At 57.7% G+C, this 24,129-nt stretch carries 23 protein-coding genes and 1 other RNA gene; 10 read left to right on the top strand and 14 right to left on the bottom strand.

Annotated features, from left to right (window positions below; genetic code table 11):
* Positions 1 to 256: 256 nt before the first annotated feature.
* On the bottom strand, positions 257 to 949 hold the full coding sequence (locus tag BK662_RS01310; RefSeq protein WP_123356031.1) for a hypothetical protein: 693 nt from the start codon (positions 947 to 949) through the stop codon (positions 257 to 259).
* A 322-nt stretch (positions 950 to 1,271) separates the two neighbouring features.
* Entirely contained in the window at positions 1,272 to 1,604 is a 333-nt protein-coding gene (locus tag BK662_RS01305) for a hypothetical protein (RefSeq protein WP_123356029.1), read from the bottom strand.
* Positions 1,605 to 2,813: 1,209 nt separating this feature from the next.
* On the opposite strand from BK662_RS01305, the gene BK662_RS01300 reads away from it, so the two are divergent.
* The 4 genes from BK662_RS01300 to BK662_RS01285 are packed head-to-tail and all read left to right on the top strand — an operon-like array spanning position 2,814 to position 5,793.
* Positions 2,814 to 4,220 (top strand): YfjI family protein, encoded by a 1,407-nt coding sequence (locus BK662_RS01300; RefSeq protein ID WP_123356027.1) that lies wholly within the window; start codon positions 2,814 to 2,816, stop codon positions 4,218 to 4,220.
* The gene (locus tag BK662_RS01295; protein ID WP_123356025.1) at positions 4,207 to 4,560 is read left to right on the top strand and encodes a hypothetical protein; all 354 of its coding nucleotides are present in this window, start codon (positions 4,207 to 4,209) and stop codon (positions 4,558 to 4,560) included. Before BK662_RS01300 ends, BK662_RS01295 begins: the two co-directional genes overlap by 14 nt.
* Positions 4,544 to 5,527, top strand: a complete 984-nt coding sequence (locus BK662_RS01290) for an integrase domain-containing protein (protein WP_123356023.1) — start codon at positions 4,544 to 4,546, stop codon at positions 5,525 to 5,527. The genes BK662_RS01295 and BK662_RS01290 overlap by 17 nt, the downstream gene beginning before the upstream one ends.
* Positions 5,524 to 5,793, top strand: a complete 270-nt coding sequence (locus BK662_RS01285) for a hypothetical protein (protein ID WP_123356021.1) — start codon at positions 5,524 to 5,526, stop codon at positions 5,791 to 5,793. Before BK662_RS01290 ends, BK662_RS01285 begins: the two co-directional genes overlap by 4 nt.
* Positions 5,794 to 5,941: 148 nt before the next feature.
* Here BK662_RS01285 and BK662_RS01280 read toward each other — a convergent pair whose 3' ends face one another.
* The 9 genes from BK662_RS01280 to BK662_RS01240 form a co-directional block, all read right to left on the bottom strand.
* Positions 5,942 to 7,198 carry an integrase domain-containing protein gene (locus tag BK662_RS01280; RefSeq protein ID WP_123356019.1) on the bottom strand — a complete coding sequence of 419 codons (1,257 nt, stop codon included), beginning with the start codon at positions 7,196 to 7,198 and terminating at the stop codon, positions 5,942 to 5,944.
* A gap of 187 nt (positions 7,199 to 7,385) precedes the next feature.
* Positions 7,386 to 7,779, bottom strand: a transfer-messenger RNA (tmRNA) gene (gene ssrA, locus BK662_RS01275).
* 97 nt (positions 7,780 to 7,876) lie between these two features.
* The gene (locus BK662_RS01270) at positions 7,877 to 8,152 is read right to left on the bottom strand and encodes a PA2433 domain-containing protein (RefSeq protein WP_123356018.1); all 276 of its coding nucleotides are present in this window, start codon (positions 8,150 to 8,152) and stop codon (positions 7,877 to 7,879) included.
* 306 nt (positions 8,153 to 8,458) lie between these two features.
* Positions 8,459 to 8,731, bottom strand: a complete 273-nt coding sequence (locus BK662_RS01265) for a PA2433 domain-containing protein (protein ID WP_038978887.1) — start codon at positions 8,729 to 8,731, stop codon at positions 8,459 to 8,461.
* A gap of 129 nt (positions 8,732 to 8,860) precedes the next feature.
* A complete protein-coding gene (locus tag BK662_RS01260) occupies positions 8,861 to 11,671 on the bottom strand; it encodes an FAD-binding and (Fe-S)-binding domain-containing protein (protein WP_123356015.1) in 2,811 nt (936 codons plus the stop codon).
* Positions 11,668 to 12,339 carry a LutC/YkgG family protein gene (locus BK662_RS01255; protein ID WP_123356013.1) on the bottom strand — a complete coding sequence of 224 codons (672 nt, stop codon included), beginning with the start codon at positions 12,337 to 12,339 and terminating at the stop codon, positions 11,668 to 11,670. The genes BK662_RS01260 and BK662_RS01255 overlap by 4 nt, the downstream gene beginning before the upstream one ends.
* Positions 12,339 to 13,793 carry a LutB/LldF family L-lactate oxidation iron-sulfur protein gene (locus BK662_RS01250; RefSeq protein ID WP_123356011.1) on the bottom strand — a complete coding sequence of 485 codons (1,455 nt, stop codon included), beginning with the start codon at positions 13,791 to 13,793 and terminating at the stop codon, positions 12,339 to 12,341. The genes BK662_RS01255 and BK662_RS01250 overlap by 1 nt, the downstream gene beginning before the upstream one ends.
* The gene (locus BK662_RS01245; RefSeq protein ID WP_018929467.1) at positions 13,790 to 14,614 is read right to left on the bottom strand and encodes a (Fe-S)-binding protein; all 825 of its coding nucleotides are present in this window, start codon (positions 14,612 to 14,614) and stop codon (positions 13,790 to 13,792) included. The genes BK662_RS01250 and BK662_RS01245 overlap by 4 nt, the downstream gene beginning before the upstream one ends.
* Positions 14,615 to 14,765: 151 nt before the next feature.
* The gene (locus BK662_RS01240; protein WP_123356009.1) at positions 14,766 to 16,457 is read right to left on the bottom strand and encodes a lactate permease LctP family transporter; all 1,692 of its coding nucleotides are present in this window, start codon (positions 16,455 to 16,457) and stop codon (positions 14,766 to 14,768) included.
* A 262-nt stretch (positions 16,458 to 16,719) separates the two neighbouring features.
* Here BK662_RS01240 and BK662_RS01235 point away from each other — a divergent pair, with 262 nt between their 5' ends.
* A complete protein-coding gene (locus BK662_RS01235; protein WP_123356007.1) occupies positions 16,720 to 17,487 on the top strand; it encodes a GntR family transcriptional regulator in 768 nt (255 codons plus the stop codon).
* A gap of 143 nt (positions 17,488 to 17,630) precedes the next feature.
* Here BK662_RS01235 and smpB read toward each other — a convergent pair whose 3' ends face one another.
* Positions 17,631 to 18,113 carry an SsrA-binding protein SmpB gene (smpB, locus tag BK662_RS01230; RefSeq protein WP_007900551.1) on the bottom strand — a complete coding sequence of 161 codons (483 nt, stop codon included), beginning with the start codon at positions 18,111 to 18,113 and terminating at the stop codon, positions 17,631 to 17,633.
* Between the two features lie 118 nt (positions 18,114 to 18,231).
* Here smpB and BK662_RS01225 point away from each other — a divergent pair, with 118 nt between their 5' ends.
* Genes BK662_RS01225 through BK662_RS01215 form a run of 3 tightly spaced genes read left to right on the top strand, consistent with a single transcriptional unit; the run spans position 18,232 to position 20,384 of the window.
* Complete coding sequence (locus BK662_RS01225) at positions 18,232 to 19,635, top strand: sodium-dependent transporter (protein WP_123356004.1); 1,404 nt, start codon at positions 18,232 to 18,234, stop codon at positions 19,633 to 19,635.
* 7 nt (positions 19,636 to 19,642) lie between these two features.
* Positions 19,643 to 20,077, top strand: coding sequence for a type II toxin-antitoxin system RatA family toxin (locus BK662_RS01220; protein ID WP_030128093.1), 435 nt, complete (start codon positions 19,643 to 19,645; stop codon positions 20,075 to 20,077).
* A complete protein-coding gene (locus BK662_RS01215; RefSeq protein WP_123356002.1) occupies positions 20,070 to 20,384 on the top strand; it encodes an RnfH family protein in 315 nt (104 codons plus the stop codon). The genes BK662_RS01220 and BK662_RS01215 overlap by 8 nt, the downstream gene beginning before the upstream one ends.
* Positions 20,385 to 20,445: 61 nt before the next feature.
* Here BK662_RS01215 and BK662_RS01210 read toward each other — a convergent pair whose 3' ends face one another.
* Positions 20,446 to 20,973 carry an outer membrane protein assembly factor BamE gene (locus tag BK662_RS01210; protein WP_123356000.1) on the bottom strand — a complete coding sequence of 176 codons (528 nt, stop codon included), beginning with the start codon at positions 20,971 to 20,973 and terminating at the stop codon, positions 20,446 to 20,448.
* Positions 20,974 to 21,070: 97 nt separating this feature from the next.
* On the opposite strand from BK662_RS01210, the gene fur reads away from it, so the two are divergent.
* Positions 21,071 to 21,475 carry a ferric iron uptake transcriptional regulator gene (fur, locus tag BK662_RS01205; RefSeq protein ID WP_003197684.1) on the top strand — a complete coding sequence of 135 codons (405 nt, stop codon included), beginning with the start codon at positions 21,071 to 21,073 and terminating at the stop codon, positions 21,473 to 21,475.
* 74 nt (positions 21,476 to 21,549) lie between these two features.
* On the opposite strand, the gene recN is transcribed toward fur, so the two are convergent.
* Positions 21,550 to 23,223, bottom strand: a complete 1,674-nt coding sequence (gene recN, locus BK662_RS01200) for a DNA repair protein RecN (RefSeq protein ID WP_123355999.1) — start codon at positions 23,221 to 23,223, stop codon at positions 21,550 to 21,552.
* A 241-nt stretch (positions 23,224 to 23,464) separates the two neighbouring features.
* Here recN and grpE point away from each other — a divergent pair, with 241 nt between their 5' ends.
* Entirely contained in the window at positions 23,465 to 24,031 is a 567-nt protein-coding gene (gene grpE / locus BK662_RS01195; protein WP_007900531.1) for a nucleotide exchange factor GrpE, read from the top strand.
* The last annotated feature ends 98 nt before the right edge of the window (positions 24,032 to 24,129 follow it).

Raw genomic sequence — 24,129 nt, 5'->3', positions numbered from 1 at the left:
ACCGAACGGATCTTGCTTGCTAAAGCGATGAAAGTAGAGGAGGTGGCTACACCTAGACGACCGTCATCACCGCTAAGCGACGATCCCATCACAGCTAGAGTATACGTTGCGCACTCAGGTTTGTTGGTTGGTGACGTCCTTCTCATCGCTATCTCCATTGGTATCAACGCACCTTATCGCATGCATGGCTAACGTTTCGCCATTCGACCTTTCGGCTAAAGATCGCTTGGGGACGATTTTGAAGGCGATTCAGGAGTCATGTTTTTAACCGATTGGTAATGTACACGATAGATGTTGCAGCGAACTCAAGAAAAAACTCTGCCTCTGCCTGTGAAAGAGCTGACTCGACTGTGCCGCCGTGCCTAACGAAATCTTTGTTACTCGCATAGCCATAGGCTTGGGTGATCAAACGTTCAATATCTGCGTCTAGATTTGCTCGCTTAATGATCTTGCCGAGCGTTCCGTTTGGTTCATTCAGCAGTACCATGAGGCTTGACTCAACGGAGCTGATTGACTCCTTTACGGAGTTTTCGAAGTCAGGTGTTGCTGAGTAAATGAAGTTTTTCGCCTTTAACCATTGCGCACGGATTGGCGTCAACTCATCAGCCAACGCTTCATTTGCCTTACTCCAATTCCTGGATGATGGGGCGTGACGTTGTATCCGTTTGAGGTCTAGCAAGATATCGGCATAGAGCTCCTGTACGTAGACGCGTCGGCTCGCATAAGTACTCATTTCCTGAAGCTTGCAAAATGCCATGAAGACTTCGAGCGATTTGTGCGGGTTGGGATTCGCATATTTCGCATCTTCCAGATCAATTATCACCTCCGTATAGAGCTCACGGTATTCGGCAGGCTGAGCGGAGGTTCTGCCATCGGTGGTGTACGCGATCATTAGCGTCTGTATTTCTATGATCTTTGTACTAAGTTCAATCGCCCGCTTGCTATCCATAAATCACTCCTGGCTTCCTACTGAACACATTACCCCCAGTCAACTCATGGCCTGGAAGTGAGTAGGTGGGCGAATTTTATCCTGTATTTGAGTGACACATCTGAGCGGCTGCTTTTGGCCGATTTCCGTCTGTTGCCACCGTCGGTTATGGAGCTTCGGAGCGGCGATCGGCTAAGTATTGAGTTTTGGATGGTTGGCGGTGTAAAAGCCCGTCCGCGATACGATTACGTACTCTGAGGTTTGAAGCCTCCGGCCGGTCGAATGGCCCGCGATAACCGAAGACAGTTTAATGCAGTTCAAGCGAACCAATTCACGGGGGCAATTACATCGACTTGACCGATACCACTTCCACGAACCTGAATTTTTTTCTGGCCGTCTTAGTAGCTTCTTGCTCTGCAACTAGGGAACTCAGCGTATCGGCCTCATGTATCATCTCGTGCATCTTGCCTTCAAATTCATTTCCCACCCGCAGCGTGACTCTCAGTCTGGGTGTGAAGCCTTTTGAGACTTTCTGTTTCTTGGCTGTCTTTACCGGTTGCACCATCAAGACATCCGGAACAGTGTCTTCCAGGTGTGAATGAGTTTCCGTGGAAGGGGACTCCGGTACGCCAAATAGCGCCTTACGCATTTCTTCTTCCGTCAACTCGGTATTCATACCATTTCTCATAAGGGCGTTATGTATAACCGGCCTAATTCTATCAGCATTGCTGGATTCTATAGTCGAAGGACGCTGGGTCAGGCCTGAAACGGGGGGGGCGGTCGGCAGATCCCGACCAACAAGTTTCGATGCTTGAGGCTGTAATTGACGTTTGAAACTTTGCCTTTCCCGCTAAACCCTCCGATCCAGCGATCTTTGATCGCGCCGATCGGAGGGTTCACTTGCTTTTTCTCGAAGCTACCGCGTTCCACTTTCTCCTTTCAGATTTGATTAGCGCCGCGCCTTCCTTTGCCCCTTAGCAATTGCCCGCGATCTCTATCGAGCGCAGCGCCGTTTCAGTGTCAGAGCGGATCTTTTCGTGGGGGTATGAATGTAGGTGTGGCGACAGCGGCGACAGCGGCGACAACGCACGTAGACCGTGGCATGGAGCATGGCGACAAAAGTGGCGACAGTCGCCACTTTTTTCACGCCTTGGTCGTGACGCTTGACCGCCTTTTCGAGTGGGTATAAAAATTGGCGCACGGAGCGCTGTCGTTGACAGCACCTGCCCAGGTAGTCAGAACCTTTAAGGCTACGCCACTTGCGTGGTGGTTCTCCCGAAGTGCGATTAGCGTCCGGCGGCTCGCACGGTCACTCCCCGAGAGTGATGGATGCCTACTCGACTTATCTGTCCGCTGCGGCAGACGATGGACCTTCCTCGCTGCGCTGCAGCAACCTCACCTTTCGGCACACTTCACTGCGCCAGGCCGTGCCCGTCTCTTTCTCCTGGAAAGAGACGGGCGCTCGTAACACTGCTGCAAGCCACGTCGTACAGGGCATTGCTGCAACTCTCCTCGTGACAATCGATCTGACAAATCCGATTCGTCGCCATCCGTAACGACACAGGCGCCGGTTGCCGCAGCCTATGGAAAGGCTGCACCTGACTGACAGTCAGGCATGCCCCAGGCGTCCAGGTCTTTGCCTTCTCCAACCCAGGATATCCAGGTGCTGAACTCGTCAGTCGGCACAGCCTCCACCCGCCCGTGTCTTTGGATACGTCATGGAGGTCAGGTTCATGGGTTCATGCCCTCGCTCCCGGTCGTAAGGAGTCGTTCGTTCCGCGTCAGTGAACACCTCACAGGCCGCAGGGGCCTTGATCCCTGATAACACTCAACAAGCCGTGGCGGGAGTACGTGAGGACAGCCAGCAATTACCGAGGAGAGGGCCATGCAGCAGTTAGATCCGAAGCTTGAACTCCCACAATCCCCTCGACCGTTAATCGAGTCGAATCCCCTGGCCGAGCCCTACCCGGTCCAGGCGCTGGGCGGAATTCTTGGGCCAGCAGTTGAGCGGATGGCCGAGGTCATCGGCGTGCCTCAAGCACTGGCCGCTCAATCGGTGTTGGCTGCCTCGGCACTGGCCACTCAAGGTCATGTGGGCTTGCAGCTCGACGGGAGAAATTACCCCCTGTCGCTGTACCTGATCACTGTTGCCGCGTCAGGTGATCGCAAGACGGCGGCAGACCGATTTGCACTGCTGCCTGTACGGCAATGGGAGCGCGAGCAGTGGCAGCGCTACCGCGAACAACTCGCCCGGTACCGCGTTGCACAGCGACAGGCGCAGCGTCTCAATCCCGCCGATCCCGACTCTACAAACGGTGTGTCGCTCGAAGCGGAGCCCTCTGCCCCTCGGCTGATCACCACGGACCCGACTATCGAGGCCCTGGTCAAAGGGCTCTGTCATGACTTACCGAGCATGGGTCTGTTCTGTGATGAAGGGGGCCAGTTCCTCGGCAGCAGCACCATGAATCGGGATAACCGTTTGAAAGCGATCACGACCTTGTCGTCACTCTGGGACGGCAGCCCGATTGATCGCGCTCGTTCCATGGCCGGCGAAAGCCTGCGAGCCTACGACCGACGCCTGAGCCTGCACCTGATGCTGCAACCGTATTTGGCCATGCAGTTACTCAGTGACCCGTTGCTGCAGGGGCAAGGTATTCTCGGACGCTGCCTGATGACCTGGCCTACCAGCCTGGCCGGACAACGCAGTTACCAGGCTGTCGACTTGTCCCAAGATCCCACCCTAAAGCGCTATCACCACCGCCTTTCGGCGCTGTTTTATCAGCCTTGGTCACTTTCCGCTGACGGTGCCTTGTGTCTATCACCGCTGAGCCTCAGTCCACTGGCTCGTCGTCGCTGGATTGATCTGCATGATGCCATCGAAGCCCAACTGGGTGAGTTTGGCGAGCTGGCCAGCGTACGGCCTAGCGGATCGAAGGCCGCCGATAACCTGCTGCGCGTCGCCGGCATTCTGGCAGTTGTGGAGGAGAGCAGTGTTGTGGAGGTCGACCATATCCAACGAGCCTCGTCCTTAGTCGGTTACTACCTTACGGAGATCCAGCGTCTGACCGAGCAGGAGCCAGTGTGTCGAGTTAAGGAAGAGGCGGACCGGCTGCTGCGCTGGCTCCAGGTCAAAGATTGGAAGCGCTTTAGTATTCGAGACCTGAACCGCAACGGTCCCCGTTTTGCTCGTAAGAGCAGTCGCCATGCCGCCAAGCTGTTGGTCGAGTTGCTTGATCATCAGTGGCTGATCACCGACGGCCACACCTTCGAGGTGCGCCATGTTCAATCTTGATGAGGCGCTACGCAACCATCTAGCTCAGCGCCAAAAAAAGCCAAAAACGCAGTTTGTCGCCGCTAGTGTCGCCATTTTGTCGCCACGCTCAAAGCCAGGCAGGACAAGGGTTGTCGCCGGTGTCGCCGGTGTCGCCACCACCCATAAAGCTATCACCTCTCCGACAGCCATCATCCAATGGTTGAAAGAGGAGGGCGCGCATCTCTACGTCTCCGATAACAGGCTGTGTTTTCGTCCGACGGATTGGGCCCAGTTCGCCATCGTGAGTGCGCACTGGCAAGCCCTTTTGCATGATCTCGCTGCAGTCGATCAGGAACAGAAAAATGGCTCGGGTCGGTAAGCGAGCGGAACGTAATTTTGGCTTCGGTCGCCAGCTCAGCTATGCCGGACCGCAAGCCCTGAAAGATCTGTTCGGCGACGGCCATTTTGCTACCGTCAAAGCCCATAGCGATCGCTGGCAGGCCTTTGTGCGTTGGTGTCGTTCCGAGGAAGGGCCAAGGCTCAATGACGCGCGACAGATCGACCGCGAGATCCTTTTGCGGTACGCCTTCCATTTGCGCGAGCAGGTTGATCAGGGCAACGTCGGCATCGCCACCGCGCAGAACCGCCTGTCCAGCGTGAACCGAACGATGGCCGCACTGCGCGGTGATCAATACGTCAAAATCCCCAGTCCGAGCAAGGCGCTTGGCTTGCAGCGCTCAGGTGTGCGTAGTGAGGCCCCGCAAGGCCAAGACCGTGTCCAGGTCGAGTTGATCGCACAGGCGTTGTCAGAGCGAGGCCAGCAATCGAGGGTGAGTGCCATTGTGCTCCTTGCTCGGGAGACCGGCATGCGCCTGCGTGAAGCGATCTTGGCGGACTTGCCCCGGCTGCAACGTGAGGCTCGGCAACTGGGCAAGATCAATATCCAGGACGGCACCAAAGGCGGTCGATCAGGCGCATCGGCACCGCGTTGGATTGCGGTCACGGATCAAGTTCGTGGCGCCCTCGACAGGGCCAGCGAGGCTTCACCCAAGGGCAGTCGGAATCTGTTAACACCTGATGAAAGCTACAAAGATTTCTTACAGACAATCGTACGACCGGCACGGGACATCATGCATGAGCATGGATTGAAAGGCTTTCATGAACTGCGGGCGGCTTACGCCTGTGAGCGCTATGAGCAACTGACCGGCTTCTCCGCCCCCATCAATGGCGGTCGTGGTCATCGAGAGGATCGAGCACTCGATCAGCGTGCACGTCAGCAGATCAGCCACGAGTTGGGGCATAACCGCATCGACGTGGTGAGTGCATACATCGGAGGTCGTCGATGAAGTCCGAGTTCGATATGGCGTTGTTTCTGAGTCCCGTGCTCAAAGGTGCGCATGCCACGCGGCAGCGGCATATCAGGCAGGCAGAAAGGATGCACGAGGCGATTCGTGAGCGCTGGAGTTGTGCGACCCCCTGGTCCTGGAAGGAAAAGCACACCAGATGGTTTTTAGAGCACTATCTGCGTTGCTCAGCACCAGCGACCATCTATTACTATGAGTTAACAGCAGGGCTGATCCGCCGCAGAAAGGCGCAACTCGGGGTCGTCTGATAGACGCTTTTAAGCGTGAGCCCCTGAGTATGGGAATGCGGAGCCTTCCCATACTCAGGGGCTTGGCCGAAGAAGCGCAGGCATGCGGCAGATTTAGCGACAGTCGCCACTTCAGTCGCCCTGCTGCACGACACGGATTGTCGCCGGCTCAGCGTATCGGCACGACGTTACGGTCCCTGGTTTGATTGATGGCGGATGCCGACAGGCTGCCGGTGGCTGCCTTCTGGATATGTTCACTCCACCAGGCCATCATCGGACGCCGGCGTTCGATGTAATCCGCCCGGTTGTAGGCGCTTCGAACTTCGTCTTTATCGACATGCGCCAGCGCGACTTCGATCAGCTCCGGATCCCATCCATGCTCGTTCAGGATTGTGCTGGCCATGGAGCGCATTCCGTGGCTGACCAAGCGGTCCTGAAAACCCATTCGTTTCAACGCCATGTTGGCTGTTTGGCTATTCGCGTGGGTGCGCGGGTTTCTATCTGACGGGAACACATATTCCCTGTGGGCGCTATGGGGCTTAAGCGTCTCCAATAACGAGAGTGCATGTTCGGTCAGCGGGATTGTGTGCGGGCGACGCTTTTTCATTCGCTCCGGAGGGATGGTCCAGATGCGTTTGTCGAAGTCGATATCTGCCCATCGGGTGGTCGCCGCTTCGGAGGGGCGGGTCATGGTGTGCAGCTGCCATTCGATCAGGCAGCGGGTCGTCCGCTTGATGCTGGCGTTCGCGATTTCCATCATGAGCTCGGGAAGCTCATCAGCTGGTAGCGCGGCCATGTTCTCTTTTTTGGGTTTCTTGAAGACCGCTCGAATGCCGCTGAGAGGGTTGGCAAAGATCATTCCGGAATTGACCCCGTAGGTCATGATCTCGTTAAGGCGCTGACTCACTCGCTTAACTGTCTCGAGGCTGCCTTTGGCTTCAATCGGACGAAGGAGCTTGATGACCATTGGGGCGCTGACTTCCGAGAGAGGCGTTGATTTCATGCTCGGAAAAACATGCAGTGTCAGGGAGCGCCAAATGTCTTCGGCATACGCCGGCGTGACGGAATCCTTCTTCAGCTCGAACCAGGCGGTGGCCACGTTCTCGAAGGTGTGTTCCGTTTCCGCTCGTTTGGCTTCCTGAAGCTCATTGCGCTGAGCTTTTGGGTCGATGCCCTGTGCAAGCAGCTCTCTGGCCTCAACGGTTTTCTTTCTGGCTTGTGCAAGAGAAACCTCAGGATAAGAGCCGAGCGCCATGTTGATTCGATTTTTGGTGACGGGGTGCCGGTAGTTGAAATTCCATTGCATCGAGCGATTGACCCTGACTCGCAGCTGGAGCCCGTCGCCATCGGTGAGGACGTAATCCTTGTCTTTCGGTTTGACCGCCTTGAGCTGGCGGTCGGAGAGGCGGGTGGTTTGAGCGCACATGAGAAGTACTCCATGACACCTTTTGGTATTCCCAAGATTAGCGCCGGGTAGCCGGGAATACCATTGGGAATACCAAACCGTCTGGAACTCAAAAAACCTGGAAAGCCCCCCGCAGCCCTGAAACCCCCGTATTCACTGGATTTCAGGCACAAAAAAAGACGTCCGTGGACGTCTTTAGATGATGAAGTGGTGGAGCCGGGGGGATTTGAACCCCCGTCCGCCAGTACTCCGCTGTCGGTACTACATGCGTAGCCGTGTCTATTAAGTTAACCCTCAGCGACCCGACGGGCAGGGTGCTTTGGGCGAGTTGTGTAAGTTTTAGCCGCTTCGTCCACAACGTACTGCACGGCGATTCTGTTCTATATGACAATCACTTTGGGTTTACAGACATCCCCTGATGATTGCTGGACCCGAAGGTACCAGGAGGGAAGGGCTAAGGCTGCTTACGCAGCGAGAGCGTATTCCCCGTAGGTTTCGTCATTGGCAACTATAGAAAGTTGCAACAGTGGATTTACGAGTTCTGTTACCAACTCGGCATGCACCTAAAGTTTCGCAACCGGCGTCGAATCCTAAACGGCCCCGAACCTGCTGTGTGTAACCAGCAGGCAAGCGCAGTGTACGCCAATGCGCGCGGCGAGTCGACCTTCTGTCCTTACCTGCATGTTATCCGGCCCGGCGCTAATGGCTATTCAAGTGGCTTTGAATGTCCTGAAGCGCCTGCTGCGTCAGGGAAACACACTCCTTGTCGTTGTTGGCAGCGTGGGCGGCCTTGGCTTGTTCGGCTTTGGTGGTGACGGCACCTTTGGTGGCGGCGTCCAGCGTGGCTGCGCTGGACAGCTTGCTGTTGACTTCCTGGAGCTTCATTACGCATTGATCGCTATCGTTTGAGGCGTATGCGGAGGAGGCCAGCATTGTTGCAGTGATGAGCAGTCCAGCCAGGGCGGAACGCTTCATGGGTATCTCCTGGAGCGGGGGTGGGGATGGGCCACGCTGATTGGGGCTTAACAAATGGACTGTGGGGGCGGGCAAGGGTTCTGTTTTTGCTGGCGATGGGGTGAAAGATTTTTCCGGGAGGCGGGTGCGAAAAAGGGACAAGAAACGCCTGATGCCAGTCAGTTAAGACGAAATGCAATCTGTTGCAGCTGCCGAGCTCGCGAGGCTGCGTTCGGCCACGAAGCAGTCGTGAGTCTGCCTGATGCTCCGCAAGCTTAGGGTTTACATGGCTCACAAGGCCAACCCGAAGGTTGGCCTTGTGCTGGATTACTTCCCGCCTTTGTTCGCGTTCTTGAGTTGCTGGATCGTTTGTTCGGTCTCGGCTATGCAATCATCAGTCCCTTCCTTGGTGCCTTTTGCCTGATCGGCTTTGGCTTTCGTGACGCTTTCCATTACCTGATCAGTCATCTCTGGAGGAGTCTGTGACTTGGCATTTTCGATGGTTTTCAAGTTGACCGCACAGAGGTCTTCGGCGGCAAACGAGGGAGACGCCAGCATTGAGGCAGTAACGAACAGACCTAACAGTACAGAGCGTTTCATGTGTATCTCCTTGAACTGAGGGTCCAGGCATCGCTGGCCATCAGGACGGGCTGCCAATTTTGGGAAAGGTCCCACGTTTGCGGGACTTGATCGGTGGACTGCGACGATGCGTCAGGGTTCTATTTTTCTTCAGGTCGCCCTGGCCTGCGTTACTCGATCCACCAGATAAACCAGCCCGTGGTAGTCAATTCCGCCATGTTGTGTCAGACCAATCTCACAGGTGCGGCTGGTGGAAATCCCCTCACTGCATTGCTGTACTGCGTCTTTCAGCGTGCGCAACGAATGGGCATTCAACTCCGGGGTGGTGAAGCCCTTGTCACCAGCAAAACCGCAGCAGTGAATGCCTTCCGGAATGACCACGTTTTTACTGCATTTGCGCGCAAGATCGATCAGCGCCTGGCTCTCACCGAGATGCTGAGTGCTGCACGTGACGTGTACCGCGATCGGCGCTTCCTGGGGGGTGAAATCGAGACGATCCATCAAATGAGTGCGGATGAAACGCACCGGGTCGTACAGGTCCAGCCGCGCGTCGCCCAAGTCCTGAACCAGCCGCAAGGTGCAGGGGCTGGTGTCGCAATAGATCGGGTCGAGCCCGCCACGGCTGGCGTGCAGCAGTGCGCCGATCAGTTCCTGGCGCTTGTGTTCGGCCTGTTCAGCGTAACCCTTGGAGGCGAATGGCTGACCGCAGCAGAGGTTGTCCTGATTGTCTGGAAAAACTACCTGGTAACCGGCCTTTTCCAATAGGCCACGGGTTTTGTCGTACAGCGACATTTGCTCTTTATCACCCGCTGCCGGGCCCATGACCCGCGACACGCAGGCCGCCAGGTACACCACCCGAGGCCGCTCGTCCGACACGGTCGGGCTGAAACGGATGGCTCTTTCCGGCTGTGGCATGGCGTTGGTCCATTGCGGAACCTGACCCTTGGACAGCCGCGTCAGCGATGCCGACAGCTTCGCCAGGCGTGGCGCCCCCAGCAACATCCGCGCACCGTTGGCGACGTGCAAGGTGAAGCGCGCACCTTGCAACGCGGTAGCGAAATTTCCTTCAATCCAGTTGACGGTTTTCGTATGCGTCGCTGTGCGGCCGCGGAGCTTTTTCACCAGCTCGCCGGTATTGATTCCTACAGGGCAACGTTGTGCACACAGGCCTGTCGCAGCGCACGTATCGATGCCTTGGTATTCGTAGGCCTGTTCCAGTTCGCTGGTGTCTGTGCCGGCGCGTTTCTTCGCTTGAATGTCACGCCAGATCACGATGCGTTGGCGCGGGGTCAGCGTCAGGCCTTTCGACGGGCACACCGGTTCGCAGAAGCCGCATTCGATGCACTTATCCACAATCTCATCGGCGGCGGGCAGCGGCTTCAGATGCTTGAGGTGGATCTGCGGATCGTCGCTGAGCACCACGTCCGGGTTGAGAATGCCGTTAGGGTCGAGCAGGCGTTTGAGCTGCCACATCAACTGGTAAGCGTCGCTGCCCCATTCCAGTTCGACGAAGGGCGCCATGTTGCGACCGGTGCCATGTTCGGCTTTCAGCGAGCCGCCGAATTCAACGGCTACCAACTGCGCCACGTCGTCCATGAACGCCTGGTAGCGTGCGACTTCTTCCGTACTGTTGAAGCCTTGGGTGAAGACGAAGTGCAGATTGCCTTCCAGGGCGTGTCCGAAAAGGATCGCTTCGTCGTAGTGGTGTTTGTCGAACAGCTCGATCAAGCGGTTGACGCCGCTGGCCAGTTGTTCGACCGGGAAGGTCACGTCTTCGATGATCACCGTGGTACCGGTTTTGCGCACCGCGCCGACGGCAGGGAAGGTGTCCTTGCGGATTGCCCAGAGTCGGGCGTTTTCCAGCGGGTCTTCGGTGAAGTCGACTTGCTTCTCCACCGGGAAGCCGGTCAGCGACGCCATGATTTGCGTCAGTTGTTCCTGGAGCAAAGTGGAAGAGGCGGCGCGGGATTCGATCAGCAGGGCGCAGGCATTGGTCGACAATTGTTGTACGAAAGCCGGCATGCCGGGCTTGTCCTGCACCGAGCGCAGGCTGCGACGGTCCAGCAGTTCCACCGCCGATACAGGTTGGCTTTTCAGCACGGTGACGGCGTTGCAGCAGGTTTCTACATCCGGGAACACGATCAGCGCCGACGCCTTGTTCGGGTGGTCGATCACCGTGTCGTAAGTCACCGCGCTGATAAACCCGAGCGTGCCTTCGGAGCCCACCAGCAAGTGGCTCAAGATATCCACAGGCTCGTCGAAATCCACCAGCGCATTGAGTGACAGCCCGGTGGTATTTTTCAGACGGTATTTGTGGCGAATTTTGGCAGCCAGTTCGGCATTGGCGCGGGTCTCGCGGCCCAACGTCTTCAGACGTTCCAGCAGTTTGGCGTGGCTCTCCCGGAAGGCTGCGACACTGGCGGCGTCTTCGGTATCGAGACGGCTGCCATCGGCCAGCACCAGACGAATCCCTGCCAGTGTGTGATAGGTGTTTTGCGCCGTGCCGCAGCACATGCCACTGGCATTGTTGGCGACGATGCCGCCGATTTTGCAGGCGTTGATCGACGCCGGGTCTGGGCCGATCTTGCGTCCGAACGGTGCCAGCCAGGCGTTGGCCTGGGCACCGATCACGCCCGGTTGCAGACGGATCTGTGTTCCTTGCCCGCGAATCTCGCGACCGTTCCAGTTATCGCCCAGCACGATCAGCACCGAATCGCTGATGGCCTGGCCAGACAGGCTGGTGCCGGCGGCGCGGAAGGTCACCGGGACCTGATCCCGTTGCGCCAGTTTGAGCAGCGCCACCACTTCGTCTTCGGACTCGACGCGGATCACCAGTTTCGGAATCAGCCGGTAGAAACTGGCGTCGGTGCCGAAGGCCAAGGTCGACAGCGGATCGTCGAAACGTCGTGCCTGAGGAATCAGTTGTTGTGCATCTCGCAGGAAAGCCATCGGTAGACTCATTGGTCCTCCAGGATCAGAACGACCAGGTCTTTCGGGCCGTGGGCGCCGTAGGCCAGTATTTGTTCGATGTCGGCAGTCTTCGACGGGCCGGACACCAGCAAGGCGTTGGTCGGCATGCCTTGGGCCCATTCGAACTCCTGCTGCACCTGATAGAAGTTGTCGCGGATTTCACTGGCCTTGAGCAGGGCGAAATGCACCGGCGGCACCAGGCTCATCAGGCGCGGTTCTTCCCGCGTCGGCCAGATAATCAGGCTGCCTGTCGCGGCGATCGCGCCGAGGGTGGTGGTCAGGCTGGCCGGGGTGTCGTTGAAGAACTCGGCTTTCCATTCCTCGACCGGGCGGTCGTAGGCCTTGAGCGCTGGCAGGCCAGGATTTTTCGCCCAATGCTGAGTGATGCGTTGACCGTGAGGTGTCGTCGGCGCAATCAACAGGCTCGGCAGTTGGCGAGCCTGCAGCAGTTGCACCAGCAATTCGGGCCAGCCATCTCCAGACGTCAGATGAATTTCGGTATGCACCGCCTCCATCAGTTTGCGCAGTTGCGGGATGCGTTGTTCGGGCGCGTAGGTGTAGGGCTCGGTCACCAATTCGACATCGAAGTTGTCAGGCACCGGCGTGGTGCCCGTCAGACTGTTGCGCAATTTGGCGAGGATATTTTGCTTGGCGCTCATCAGCGGTCTCCCTGTTTGGCCAAATGCTCGCGGGCCATGTCATGCAGTGAACGGGCGGCGGGTTTCGGTGCGCTGTGGTTCTGGGTCCACGGGCCGACGTTGCTCGGCGTCAGCGCGCGCAGGCGAGTGGCGAAGAAGCCGAACAGGCGATAGAGCGTTGGCGAGCTGTTGAGCTTCGCCCAGGCGTTCCAGATAAACCGTTCTTTGCGTGAGAATTTGCTGCCCTGGCCGCGCATGACTTGATGCGGGGTGTCCGGCGCTTTGACGTTCTCTTCCCGTAGGCGACGCAGCAACGCGGGGATCGGAATTTTTACCGGGCAGACTTCACCGCAAGCACCACATAACGAAGACGCACTTGGGTGGTCGGGGACTTTCGCCAGGCCGACCATGTGCGGGGTGATGATTTTTCCGATAGGCCCAGGGTAAACCTCCCCATAGGCATGGCCGCCGATTCGGGTGTAGACCGGGCAATGATTCATACAGGCGCCGCAGCGGATGCAGTTCAGGGTCTGGCGCAATTCGCTGTCGGCAAACGCTTGGCTGCGACCGTTGTCGAGCAATACCAGATGCACTTCCTGCGGGCCGTCGAGTTCATGTTCCTTGCGCGGGCCGGAGATCATGTTGACGTAGGTGGTGATGGGCTGGCCGAGAGCCGAGCGGGTCAGCAGCGACAACAGCGGTACAACGTCCCGCAGGTTTTCGACGACTTTCTCGATGCCCGTGACGGCAATGTGTACGGGCGGCACGGTGGTCGACATGCGCCCGTTGCCTTCGTTTTCCACCAGCACTAGAGTGCCGGTTTCGGCCACGGCGAAGTTGACGCCGGAAACGCCGATGTCAGCTTCAAAGAATTTCTGTCGCAAGACTTTGCGACCGATCTGAATGAGTTGGTCTACGTCCTTGGTGTACTCCACGCCAAGTTTGTCGTGGAACAAGGACGCGACCTGACCGGCATTCTTGTGGATCGCCGGCATAATGATGTGTGAAGGCTTCTCGTGGTCGAGCTGGACGATGAATTCGCCCATGTCCGACTCCAGGCATTCAATGCCTTGAGCCGCGAGGACATGGTTCATCTCCATCTCTTCGCTGACCATCGATTTGCCCTTGATCACTTGCCGCGCCTCGTGAGCGCGGATGATCGATAAGACGATGCCATTGGCCTCGTCCACCGTTTCCGCCCAATGCACTGTCACACCGTTGCGGGTCAGGTTCTGTTCAAGCTGCTCGAGCAGGTCGGGCAACTTGGATAAAGCACGGGCGCGGACAGCATTACCCAGCGCTCGCAAATGTTCTCGCTCAAAGGCATCGCTGAAGGACGCTGCCCGCTTGCTCATCAGTGAGTCCATCGCGCTGCGAAAGTTGTTTCGCAGTTGCGTGTCAGCCAAAGCCTTGTGAGCCCGGGCGCGAAAATCTTCTTCTACGGCAACCGTAGGAATAATCGTGGAAGTGCTCATCGGGCACCTCCGGTACGCTGCCACAGGAAGCTGGCCAGATGCTGACCGCGCAACGCTTCCTGCTGTTTCTCCAACGAGCCATTGATGTTCATCAGACAACCGCAGTCGGCACTGAGTACCTTGTGCGCGCCGGATTCCTTCAACGCCCGGGTCTTGTCAGCCACCATCGCGCCGGAAATATCTGGCATACGGACGCTGAAAGTCCCACCAAAGCCACAGCATTCACTTTCGTGGCTGTGGTCGACTCGCTCCACATTGCTTAGCTGCGCCAACAACTCACGGCCGTGCAGGTGGGTGTTCATTTCTCGACGTGCCGAACACGACGTGTGCAACGCCACTTTTACCGGTTCGCCGCTGTCCTTGAGCTGCACCTTGCAGACAAACAGCAGGAACTCCGCCAGTTCATAAGTCCTGGCCGCGAGGGCCTGGACCTGTTTCAGCGTTTGCGGCTCGTCCTTGAACAAGTCGGCGTAATGTTCGCGCAACATGCCCGCGCAGGATCCCGACGGCACCACCACCGGATAATCGCCGGCAAACAGCGCCAGTTGCGAGCGCGCCACGGTCCGGGCCTGTTCGGTGTAACCCGAGGTGTAGGCTGGTTGCCCGCAACAGCTTTGCCCTTGCGGGTATTCGACACGAATGCCTTCGCGTTCCAGCAGGTGTATCGCGTCCATCCCGGCTTCGGGGTAGAACAAGTCCACCACGCAAGTCCCGAACAGGTAGACCCGTGACGGTTTTTCGCTGGGGTATTGCCGAGGCTCGGGCAGTGGCGGGGCGACGCGGGTCGCGTTCGGCACAGCGTTGTAAAAAAGCTCGCTCATCAGGCGTGTCTCCGGGTGGTCCCGGTTATCCGTCCGCTGAGGCTGCTGAATATAGTGAGGGAAGCTTTCAGCAGCCTTGCAGACCCGGTTGTGAATAGCTGACGCCGGGGGCGTAACCCGGCGTCGGTTTTTTCCGTGTCGCGTGTAGTTCTTAGTGCACCAGCATGCCGGTGAACCAGTAGGCCTGAGCCAAAGTGATCAGGCCTACGATCGTTGCAAAGAATAGGCTGTGCTTGAGGGTGAAGCGGAACAGATCCGATTCCTTGCCCACCAAGCCGGTTGCGGCACAGGCCACGGCGATCGATTGCGGCGAAATCATCTTGCCGGTCACGCCGCCACTGGTATTCGCCGCCACCAGCAAGGTGTCATTGACGCCGATCTGGTGCGCGGTTGTTGCTTGCAGCGAACTGAACAGCGCGTTGGACGAGGTATCGGAACCGGTCAGGAACACGCCGAGCCAGCCGAGGAATGGCGAGAAGAACGGGAATGCCGCACCCGTGCCTGCCAGCACCAGAGCCATGGTCGACGACATGCCCGAGTAGTTGGTGACGAAGGCAAAGGCCAGCACCATGCCGATGGACAAGATCGGCCAGCGCAGTTCGTAAAAGGTCTCTTTTAAAGTGGTCAGACCAGTTCTCGGATTGATCTTCAGCACCAGCATCGAGATCAGCGCGGAGAAGAAAATTGCCGTGCCGGTCGCGGAAACCGGATCGAGTTTGAACACCGCCGGCATCGCCGTTGGGGCGGTCACGATCGGTGCGATCTTGATCACCATTTGATCCAGGTGCGGGATAGCGAAGTTGAACACCCAGCTATACATCGAGCCACCTGCAGCGAACATGGCCTTGAACGGTTTCAGCGTCCAGATCGTGACCAGCACGGTGAGGATCAGGAACGGCGACCAGGCTTTGAAAATTTCCCCCAGGCTGTAAGGCGAAGCCACGGTGGTGCGTTTCTGGCCGAAACCACCGGCGCTGGACACCACGGAAGCCGAGACGGCGCCGACGATGTGTGCGCCTGCGGCGCGTTTTGGCTGCCAGACTTTCAGGAACAGGGTTAGAGAAATCAGGCTGACCAGCGCCGAGGTGATGTCCGGCAACTCCGGGCCAATGAAGTTCGAAGTGAAGTATTGGGTGACGGCAAAGCTCAAACCGGCCACCAGTGCGGCAGGCCAGGTTTCCCGAACGCCGCGCAGGCCATCCATCATGAACACCAGCCAGAACGGCACGAACACCGACAACAATGGCAGTTGCCGACCGGCCATGGCGCCAATCTTGAACGCGTCTATACCGGTGACTTGCCCGGCGACGATGATCGGAATCCCCAATGCGCCAAAGGCCACCGGCGCAGTGTTGGCGATCAGACACAGGCCGGCGGCATACAGCGGGTTGAAACCCAGTCCTACCAGCAGCGCGGCGGTAATCGCTACCGGTGCGCCAAAACCGGCGGCACCTTCCAGGAAGGCGCCGAAGCAAAAGCCGATCAGCAGCACTTGCAGGCGTTGGTCGTCGGTGATCGACAGCACCGAGCTGCGGATCACTTCGAACTGGCCGCTTTTGACCGTCAGTTTGTAGAGGAATACCGCTGCCACGATGATCCACGCAATCGGCCACAAGCCGTAGGCGAAGCCATATCCGGCTGCCGCGAAGGCCATATCGACCGGCATCTGGAACGCGAAGATTGCCACGGCAATCGACAGCGCGAGGGTAATGCTGCCGGCCACGTGGCCTTTGAGGCGGAATACGGCCAAAGCCAGGAAGAAAAATACGATGGGGATGACGGCCGCGAGTGCGGACACGCCGAGACTGCCGAGCGGGCTGTAGAGCTGTTGCCAGGTTTGCATATGGGGTGGCCCCTAATTGTTGTTGGTCAGGCACTGGTCAGCGTTCTTGGATAATTGGTAATACCAATTTACAATCGCTGTTGGCTAGGGTAAAAGCCTTGTATGCGGTGTGTCAATTTGCCGCCCTAAAACTTTTGTCGAATGAGCGGTGCAGAACGCAGCTGATCTGTTCGATCAAACGTCGTCTGGTAGGTGCTGGCGCAGCGCCGATAGGCCAGAATAGAGAGCCCGGCGAGCCGCCGGGATCGTGGAGAATTGAGTGATGGGGTTTGATCAGATTCGGCAGCGCCGTTTGTCTGACGATATTGTCGAGCAACTCGAAGGGATGATTCTCGAGGGCACATTGAAGGCCGGCGAGCGCCTGCCGGCAGAGCGTGCGCTGGCCGAGCAGTTCGGCGTGTCACGCCCTTCGTTGCGCGAAGCGATTCAGAAACTGGCGGCCAAAGGTCTGCTGGTCAGCCGTCAGGGCGGTGGCAACTACGTGGTGGAATCACTGGGTTCGACATTCAGTGATCCACTGTTGCATCTGCTGGAAAGCAACCCCGAGGCCCAGCGCGATTTGCTGGAGTTTCGTCATACGCTGGAAGCATCTTGTGCTTACTACGCGGCATTGCGTGCCACGGACGTGGATCGCGAGCGGCTGACGGCGGCATTCGACGAGTTGCAAGACTGCTATTCGCGCCATGACGAAGTGGGGCGGGCGGAAGAGGGCGCGGCGGATGCAAAGTTTCATTTGGCGATCGCCGAGGCCAGTCATAACGCGGTGTTGCTGCACACCATTCGTGGCCTGTTCGACTTGCTCAAACGCAACGTGGTGACCAACATCGGCGGTATGTATAAACAGCGCACTGAAACCCGCGACATGCTGATTGCGCAGCACAGAGAATTGTATCTGGCGATTATCGAAGGTCGGGCAGAGCAGGCGCGGGAGGTTTCCAGTCGGCACATTTTGTATGTGCAGGAGGTACTGGAAGAGGTGCGTCAGGAAGTGCAGCGCGTGGCTCGGGCGGAGCGGCGCAAGGGGATGTAATCGTTTTTAATGCAAAAGATCGCAGCCTGCGGCAGCTCCTACATCGATCGCATTTCAACCCGATTCATTGGGTGTACACAACTTCGTAGGAGCTGCCGCAGGCTGCGATCTTTCGCTGACGCCACAAAATTCAGGCTGAAAGATTAATCTTCCTTACCCTTGTTTCGCACCGCACGCTGCAATTCACGACCGGCGTCGCGCTCGCGTTCGGTATCGCGCTTGTCGTATTCCTTCTTGCCTTTGCCCAGGGCGATCTCGCACTTGACCATGTGCTTGCTCCAGTACCAGGACAGGCACACGCAGGCGTAACCTTTTTGCTGCACGGCAGCGGCCAGCTTTTCCAGCTCGCGTCGGTTGAGCAGCAATTTCCGGGTGCGGGTCGGATCAGCGATGACGTGGGTGCTGGCAGTCATCAGCGGCGTAATGTGGCTGCCGAGCAGCCAGGCTTCGCCATCCTTGAGCAGCACGTAACTGTCAACCAGTTGTAGCTTGCTTGCCCGCAAACTTTTTACTTCCCAGCCGGCCAGGACCAGACCAGCCTCGAACTTATGCTCGATGAAGTAATCGTGTCGCGCCTTTTTGTTTTGCGCGATGGTCCCTGTTGGGTGTTTCTTCTGTTTAGCCATAGGGGCGGCATTATAGGGAGTTGCAAGCAAGTCGGCTACGGTGACGCTACGTGCTTGAGCAGGTTGATTGAATCCCGGACAATGCGGCCTCTTTTTTGAACGCTTGGGCGTGATAACGATGTCGACAGACAAGGTTTCTGTCCACGGCAGTTGGGCTAGCCGCTGGGTCTTCATACTCGCCGCGACCGGTTCGGCCGTGGGGTTGGGTAGTATCTGGAAATTCCCTTACATGGTCGGCGTCTACGGTGGCGGAGCCTTCGTGCTGATGTTCCTGGCCTGTATCGCGCTGATCGGCATGCCCGTGATGCTGGCCGAAACCCTGATCGGTCGCCGCGCACGGCAGAGCCCGGCCAATGCCTTGAAGGTCCTGGCGCTGGAAGCGGGGCATTCGGCGAAATGGTCCTGGGGCGCATTTGCCGGGATGATTACGGCGCTGCTGATTCTGTCTTTCTATAGTGTGGTCGGCGGCTGGTCACTGGATTACATCATTGACATGGGGCGTGGCGACTTCCAGGGTGTAACGCCTGATCAGGTCGGCACCTATTTCGCCAATGTGATCGCTGACCCATGGCGCCTGACACTTTGGCATACGATTTTCATGCTCCTCTCCGCCGTGGTGATCGCCAAAGGCGTGGTCGCCGGGCTGGAGCGCAGCCTGCGGATCATGATGCCGCTGCTGTTCGTAATGATCCTGGTGCTGCTGGGTTACAGCATGACCACCGGTCACTTCATGGAAGGCGTGCATTTCATGTTCGACTTTCATCCGGAAAAAGTGCTCGACGGCTTGCTGCCAGCGATGGGGCACGCTTTCTTTTCCCTGAGCGTGGGCGTCGGTTCGATTATGATCTACGGCGCTTATATGCCGAAGAGTTCGTCGATTTCCGGGACTGTGGTCGGTGTAGCACTGCTCGATACATTCGTCTCTCTGGTGGCCGGTCTGGCATTGTTTCCGATTGTGTTCGCTGCCGGCCTGAACCCGAGCGAAGGCCCAGGCCTGATGTTTGTCAGCCTGCCATTTGCCTTTGGCAACGTAGCGTTCGGCCAGTTGATGGGCGTAGTGTTCTTCGTGCTGGTGGCAATTGCGGCCTGGAGTTCGGCGATCTCCCTGCTCGAGCCAATGGTGGCTTACCTGGTTGAGCGCACGAAAATCAGCCGTGCCTGGGTCACCTTCTGGCTGGCATTCACCTGCTGGTTCGTCGGTCTGGGCACCGTGTTTTCCTTCAATATCTGGAAGGAAGCCAAGTTTTTCGTGAACGAAGGCGGGATGTTCCACCTCTATCAATGGGGGGCAGCCGGTGGTCTGGACTTCTTCGGTGTGATCGATTTTTTCACCTCGCGGATCATGTTGCCACTCGGTGGTTTGTGTTTCGTGGTGTTTGCGGGCTGGGTAATGGGGCGTGAAGCGGTGCGCGACGAATTGTCGATCCGCCGTCCGGTGCTGTTCGCCTTGTCCCTGTTCTTGATGCGCTATGTGGCGCCCATCGGCATTCTTGTAGTGTTTGCCGCCCAGCTGTGGAAGTAACGCTGACATGACGACACACATTCAACGTTCGGCCCTGCTGCCGTATCCGGCCCAAGCGCTTTATGACTTGGTCAACGACGTGGCTCGCTATCCGGAATTCCTGCCGTGGTGCTCGTCGGCGGAAGTCCTGGAAAGCACTCCTGAGCTTATGCGTGCCAGCGTCGGCGTGGCCAAGGGTGGTCTTAGTCAGCACTTCGTTACGCGTAACACCCTGGTGCCAGGGCGTTCGATCGAGATGAACCTCGAGGAAGGTCCGTTCAGCCAGTTGCACGGCGTCTGGGTGTTCAAGCCGTTGGGTGAGAAGGCCTGCAAGATCAGTCTGGACTTGTCGTTCGACTACTCGGGACCGCTGGTGCGTGCGACGTTGGGGCCTTTGTTCAACCAGGCGGCGAATACGCTGATGGACGCGTTTTGCCAGCGCGCGAAGCAGATGCATGGTTGAGGCCGTGATCAAGGTCGAAGTGGTGTATGCCGCCGTTGATCGGCAGGTACTGCTAACCGTAACGGTGCCGGTGGGTGCAACGGTGCGAGATGCGTTGCTCAACTCCGGCCTGAACAGCGAATTCCCTGAGTTGGATCTGGCCAGTTGTCCGGTTGGGATCTTTGGCAAAGTGATCGCTGAGCCGGCCAGTCGTCCGGTCCAGCCCGGGGATCGCCTCGAGATTTACCGGCCGTTGCTCGCTGATCCAAAAGAAGTTCGCCGGTTGCGCGCCGCCAAAGCGGCCGAGGCCAAAGCCCGGAATCAGTGATCCGGTTAAACGCCAGACGATAAAAAACCCGGACATGCCGGGTTTTTTATTGCGTCGCAAATTATTGCGGCGAGGTTTCCAGCGGTTCTGGTGTCGGGACTGGAACGGTTTCTACGTTGTCCACGTCCTTCTGGATCTGGTCCAGCAAGGAACCTGGTTTGACTGGTTTTTCTGGCTTCGGCTTCTCGGCGTTTTCTGCTGGTGTGGTCACGGCAGTACCACTGTCCTTGCCGAGAATGGCTTCGTCGCGGCTCACGCCTGGCATGAAATCGCCGGAGAGGCTGACAAGTTGATCATTTGGGTTGAAGATAACGCTAATGCGTTCCTGTTGGCGTTCACCGCCACCCGGTTGCAGGCTATACAGGTAATCCCAGCGATCGGCATGGAACGTGTCGGTCAGCAGAGGGTTGCCCATGATAAACCGTACTTGCCGGCGGGTCATTCCCGGGCGTAACTGGTCTATCATGTCCTGCGTGACGACATTGCCCTGCTGGATGTCGATTTTGTAAACCCCGGGGAATGAACAACCGGCGAGTGCGAGCAGTCCCACAAAGGTGAAACTGGTTAGCAAGAGCTTGGTGTTTTGCATCGGTGGGCGACTTCCACTATCTTGGCTGGGACAACGTAAACGCCGATCATACCCGCATTAAGAGAAGCTGCGAAGCAGCATCGCGAGAAAGCTGACCATGGTTGAAAATAGCGAACTACGCAAAGCCGGCCTCAAAGTGACCCTTCCACGGGTCAAAATTCTGCAAATGCTCGATTCCGCCGAGCAACGCCACATGAGTGCCGAGGATGTCTACAAGGCGCTGATGGAGGCTGGTGAGGACGTCGGTCTGGCCACGGTTTACCGTGTTCTGACCCAGTTCGAGGCAGCAGGCCTTGTGGTGCGGCACAACTTCGACGGAGGCCATGCGGTCTTCGAGCTGGACGACGGCAAGCATCACGACCATATGGTCAACGTCGAGACCAGTGAAGTGATCGAATTCTTCGACGAAGAAATCGAGCGGCTGCAGAAAGCAATCGTCGACAAGTATGGCTTCGAGATGGTCGATCACAATCTTGTACTGTACGTGCGCAAGAAAAAGTAAGCATGTCGCGCGAACCTCAGGTTCGCGAAACGAACGAAGGCGACTCAGGGTCGCCTTCGTGCTTTCTGCCGTTCTTAAATTTTCGCGGTAACGACCATCTTTTTCGCGTGAGCCAATGATTCCTTGGTGAGGTCGATGCCGCCCAGCATCCGTGCCACTTCTTCGACTCGATCGGTCTTGCTCAGTTTGGAGACAGCTGTATGCGTGGCGTCTTCACCGCGGACCTTGTGTACAAATAGATGTTGATGCCCCTGCGCCGCCACTTGCGGCAAGTGAGTTACGGTCAGAACCTGCCCTCGCTCCCCGAGGCGTCGCAGCAACTGACCGACGATCTCGGCGGTCGGGCCGCCGATACCCACGTCCACTTCGTCGAACACCAGGGTCGGTACCCGCGAGGTCTGTGCAGTGATCACCTGAATCGCCAGGCTGATACGCGAAAGTTCGCCACCCGATGCCACTTTTGCCAGGGCTTTCAGCGGTTGCCCGGGGTTGGCGCTCACCAGCAGTTCTACCTGTTCGAGCCCATTGGGCAGCAGTTCGTCGCTGCTGTTGGGGCGCAGTTCGATGGTGAAGCGGCCGCCGGGCATGCCCAGGCGCTGGATTTCCTGTTCCACGGCACTGGCCAGGCTGCTCGAGGCTTGATGCCGCAGATCGCTCAGCTCCCGAGCCTTCTCCTGATAATGGCGGGCGTAGGAGGCAAGCTCCTCGCTCAATCGCTCGATGGATTCGTCGTTGGCATTCAGGGTTTCGATTTCATCGAGTAGCTTCTGCTGCATCTCGGCGACCTCGGTCGGCTGGATGCGGTGTTTGCGCGCCAGGGTGTAGATGGCATCGAGGCGCTCTTCCAGGTATTGAAGGCGCGCCGGGTCGGCGTCGAAATTGTCGAGAAAGCGGTTCAGCTCGCCCACGGCTTCTTCAACCTGAATCTGCGCGCTGGTCAGCAGGCTGCTGGCTTCGCCCAGGGCGCCGATCGAATTGTTTACGCTTGATAGGCGATTAAGACTGGCGGTGAGCGCGTTCAATACATTGCCGGAATCGCTTTCGCTGCATTGTTCGACCACTTGCCGGCAAATGCCCAGCAGGGTTTCAGCGTTGGTCAGGTTCTTGTGTTCCTGTTCCAGTTGCTCCAGCTCGCTTTCACCAAGGCCGAGGTTTTCCAGTTCTTCGAGTTGATAACTGAGCAATTGATGACGAGCGCGCTGTTCGTCGCCGGAGTTGGAGAGGCGTTCCAGTTCCTGGCGGGTCTGGCGCCAGCGTTGGGCAGCCAGTTGCACCTGGCGGGCAAGATCCGTGGCGCCGGCATATTCATCGAGCAGGCGACGGTGGGTATCGGTTTTGAGCAGCGATTGATGTTCGTGCTGGCTGTGGATGTCGATCAGCAACTCACCCAGCGCCTTCAGGTCGCCGAGGGGGCAGGGAGTGCCGTTGATATAGCCGCGTGAGCGTCCTTCGGCTGTGATCACTCGACGCAGAATGCACGGCCCGTCGCTCTCGAGGTCGCGTTCGGCCAGCCAGGCGCTGGCTTCCGGAATGTCGATCAGGTCGAAAGTGGCCAGGATATCGGCCTTGTCGGCACCCGGGCGGACCACGCCGTTGTCGGCGCGATCGCCCAGGGTCAGGCCGAGGGCGTCGAGCATGATCGACTTGCCGGCGCCGGTTTCCCCTGTGATCACGCTCATCCCGCGATCGAGTTCGAGATCGAGATGTTCAACGATGGCGTAGTTGTGTACGGACAGGTGCACCAGCATAAAGGCCGCTCCCAGGCTTTAGGTCTGGTTATTTATACAGTGTTTTGTTTCGGGCTGACAATGCCCCCTCTTAGGTCGATTTGCTTGATTTAAGGAAATTCTTAGTGCGGTGAGGAATGACAATGCAGCTGTTTTTTGTAGGGTTAATCATCAAATAGCCCTTGAAGCTGAATTTTGCGGCCCCATATACCGGGGCAGAAGCGCGAGTTGAGCTCGCGGACGATATTGGAAGGAGAAATCTATGGCTGACGAACAGACAGTGGATACGCAAAATCTAGACGCCAACCAGGGCCCCGAGGCTTCGGGTGAAGACCTGGCGGCTCGTGTACAAGTGCTCGAAGAGCAATTGGCTGGTGCGCAGGATCAGGCTTTGCGTGTAGCCGCCGATCTGCAGAACGTCCGCCGCCGTGCCGAGCAGGACGTTGAAAAGGCTCACAAATTCGCCCTGGAAAAGTTCGCTGGCGACCTGCTGCCGATCATCGACAGCCTGGAACGCGGTCTGGAGCTATCCAACCCTGACGACGAAAACATTCGTCCGATGCGCGAAGGGATCGAGCTGACCCTGAAAATGTTCCAGGACACCCTGAAGCGCTATCACCTGGAAGCGATCGATCCTGAAGGCGAACCCTTCAATGCCTCGCATCATCAGGCAATGGCCATGCAGGAAAGCGCCGACGTCGAGCCAAACAGCGTGCTCAAGGTGTTTCAGAAGGGCTACCAGCTTCACGGTCGCCTGCTGCGCCCGGCCATGGTCGTGGTCAGCAAGGCACCTGCACCGGTTTCGCCTTCGATTGACGAGCAGGCTTGAAATTAGCCGCAAGGCCCCCATTTAGAAGTCAAGCGTTTAAGTGCTACCGCAGTCAGCCACCACTGCTGCGGCATCCAAATCCAAAGTTTCGGGAGAGT

Origin of the sequence: Pseudomonas frederiksbergensis, from assembly GCF_003732275.1 — a bacterium.
Lineage (GTDB): Bacteria > Pseudomonadota > Gammaproteobacteria > Pseudomonadales > Pseudomonadaceae > Aquipseudomonas > Aquipseudomonas frederiksbergensis_H.
This window is presented reverse-complemented; position numbering and strand designations above follow the sequence as displayed.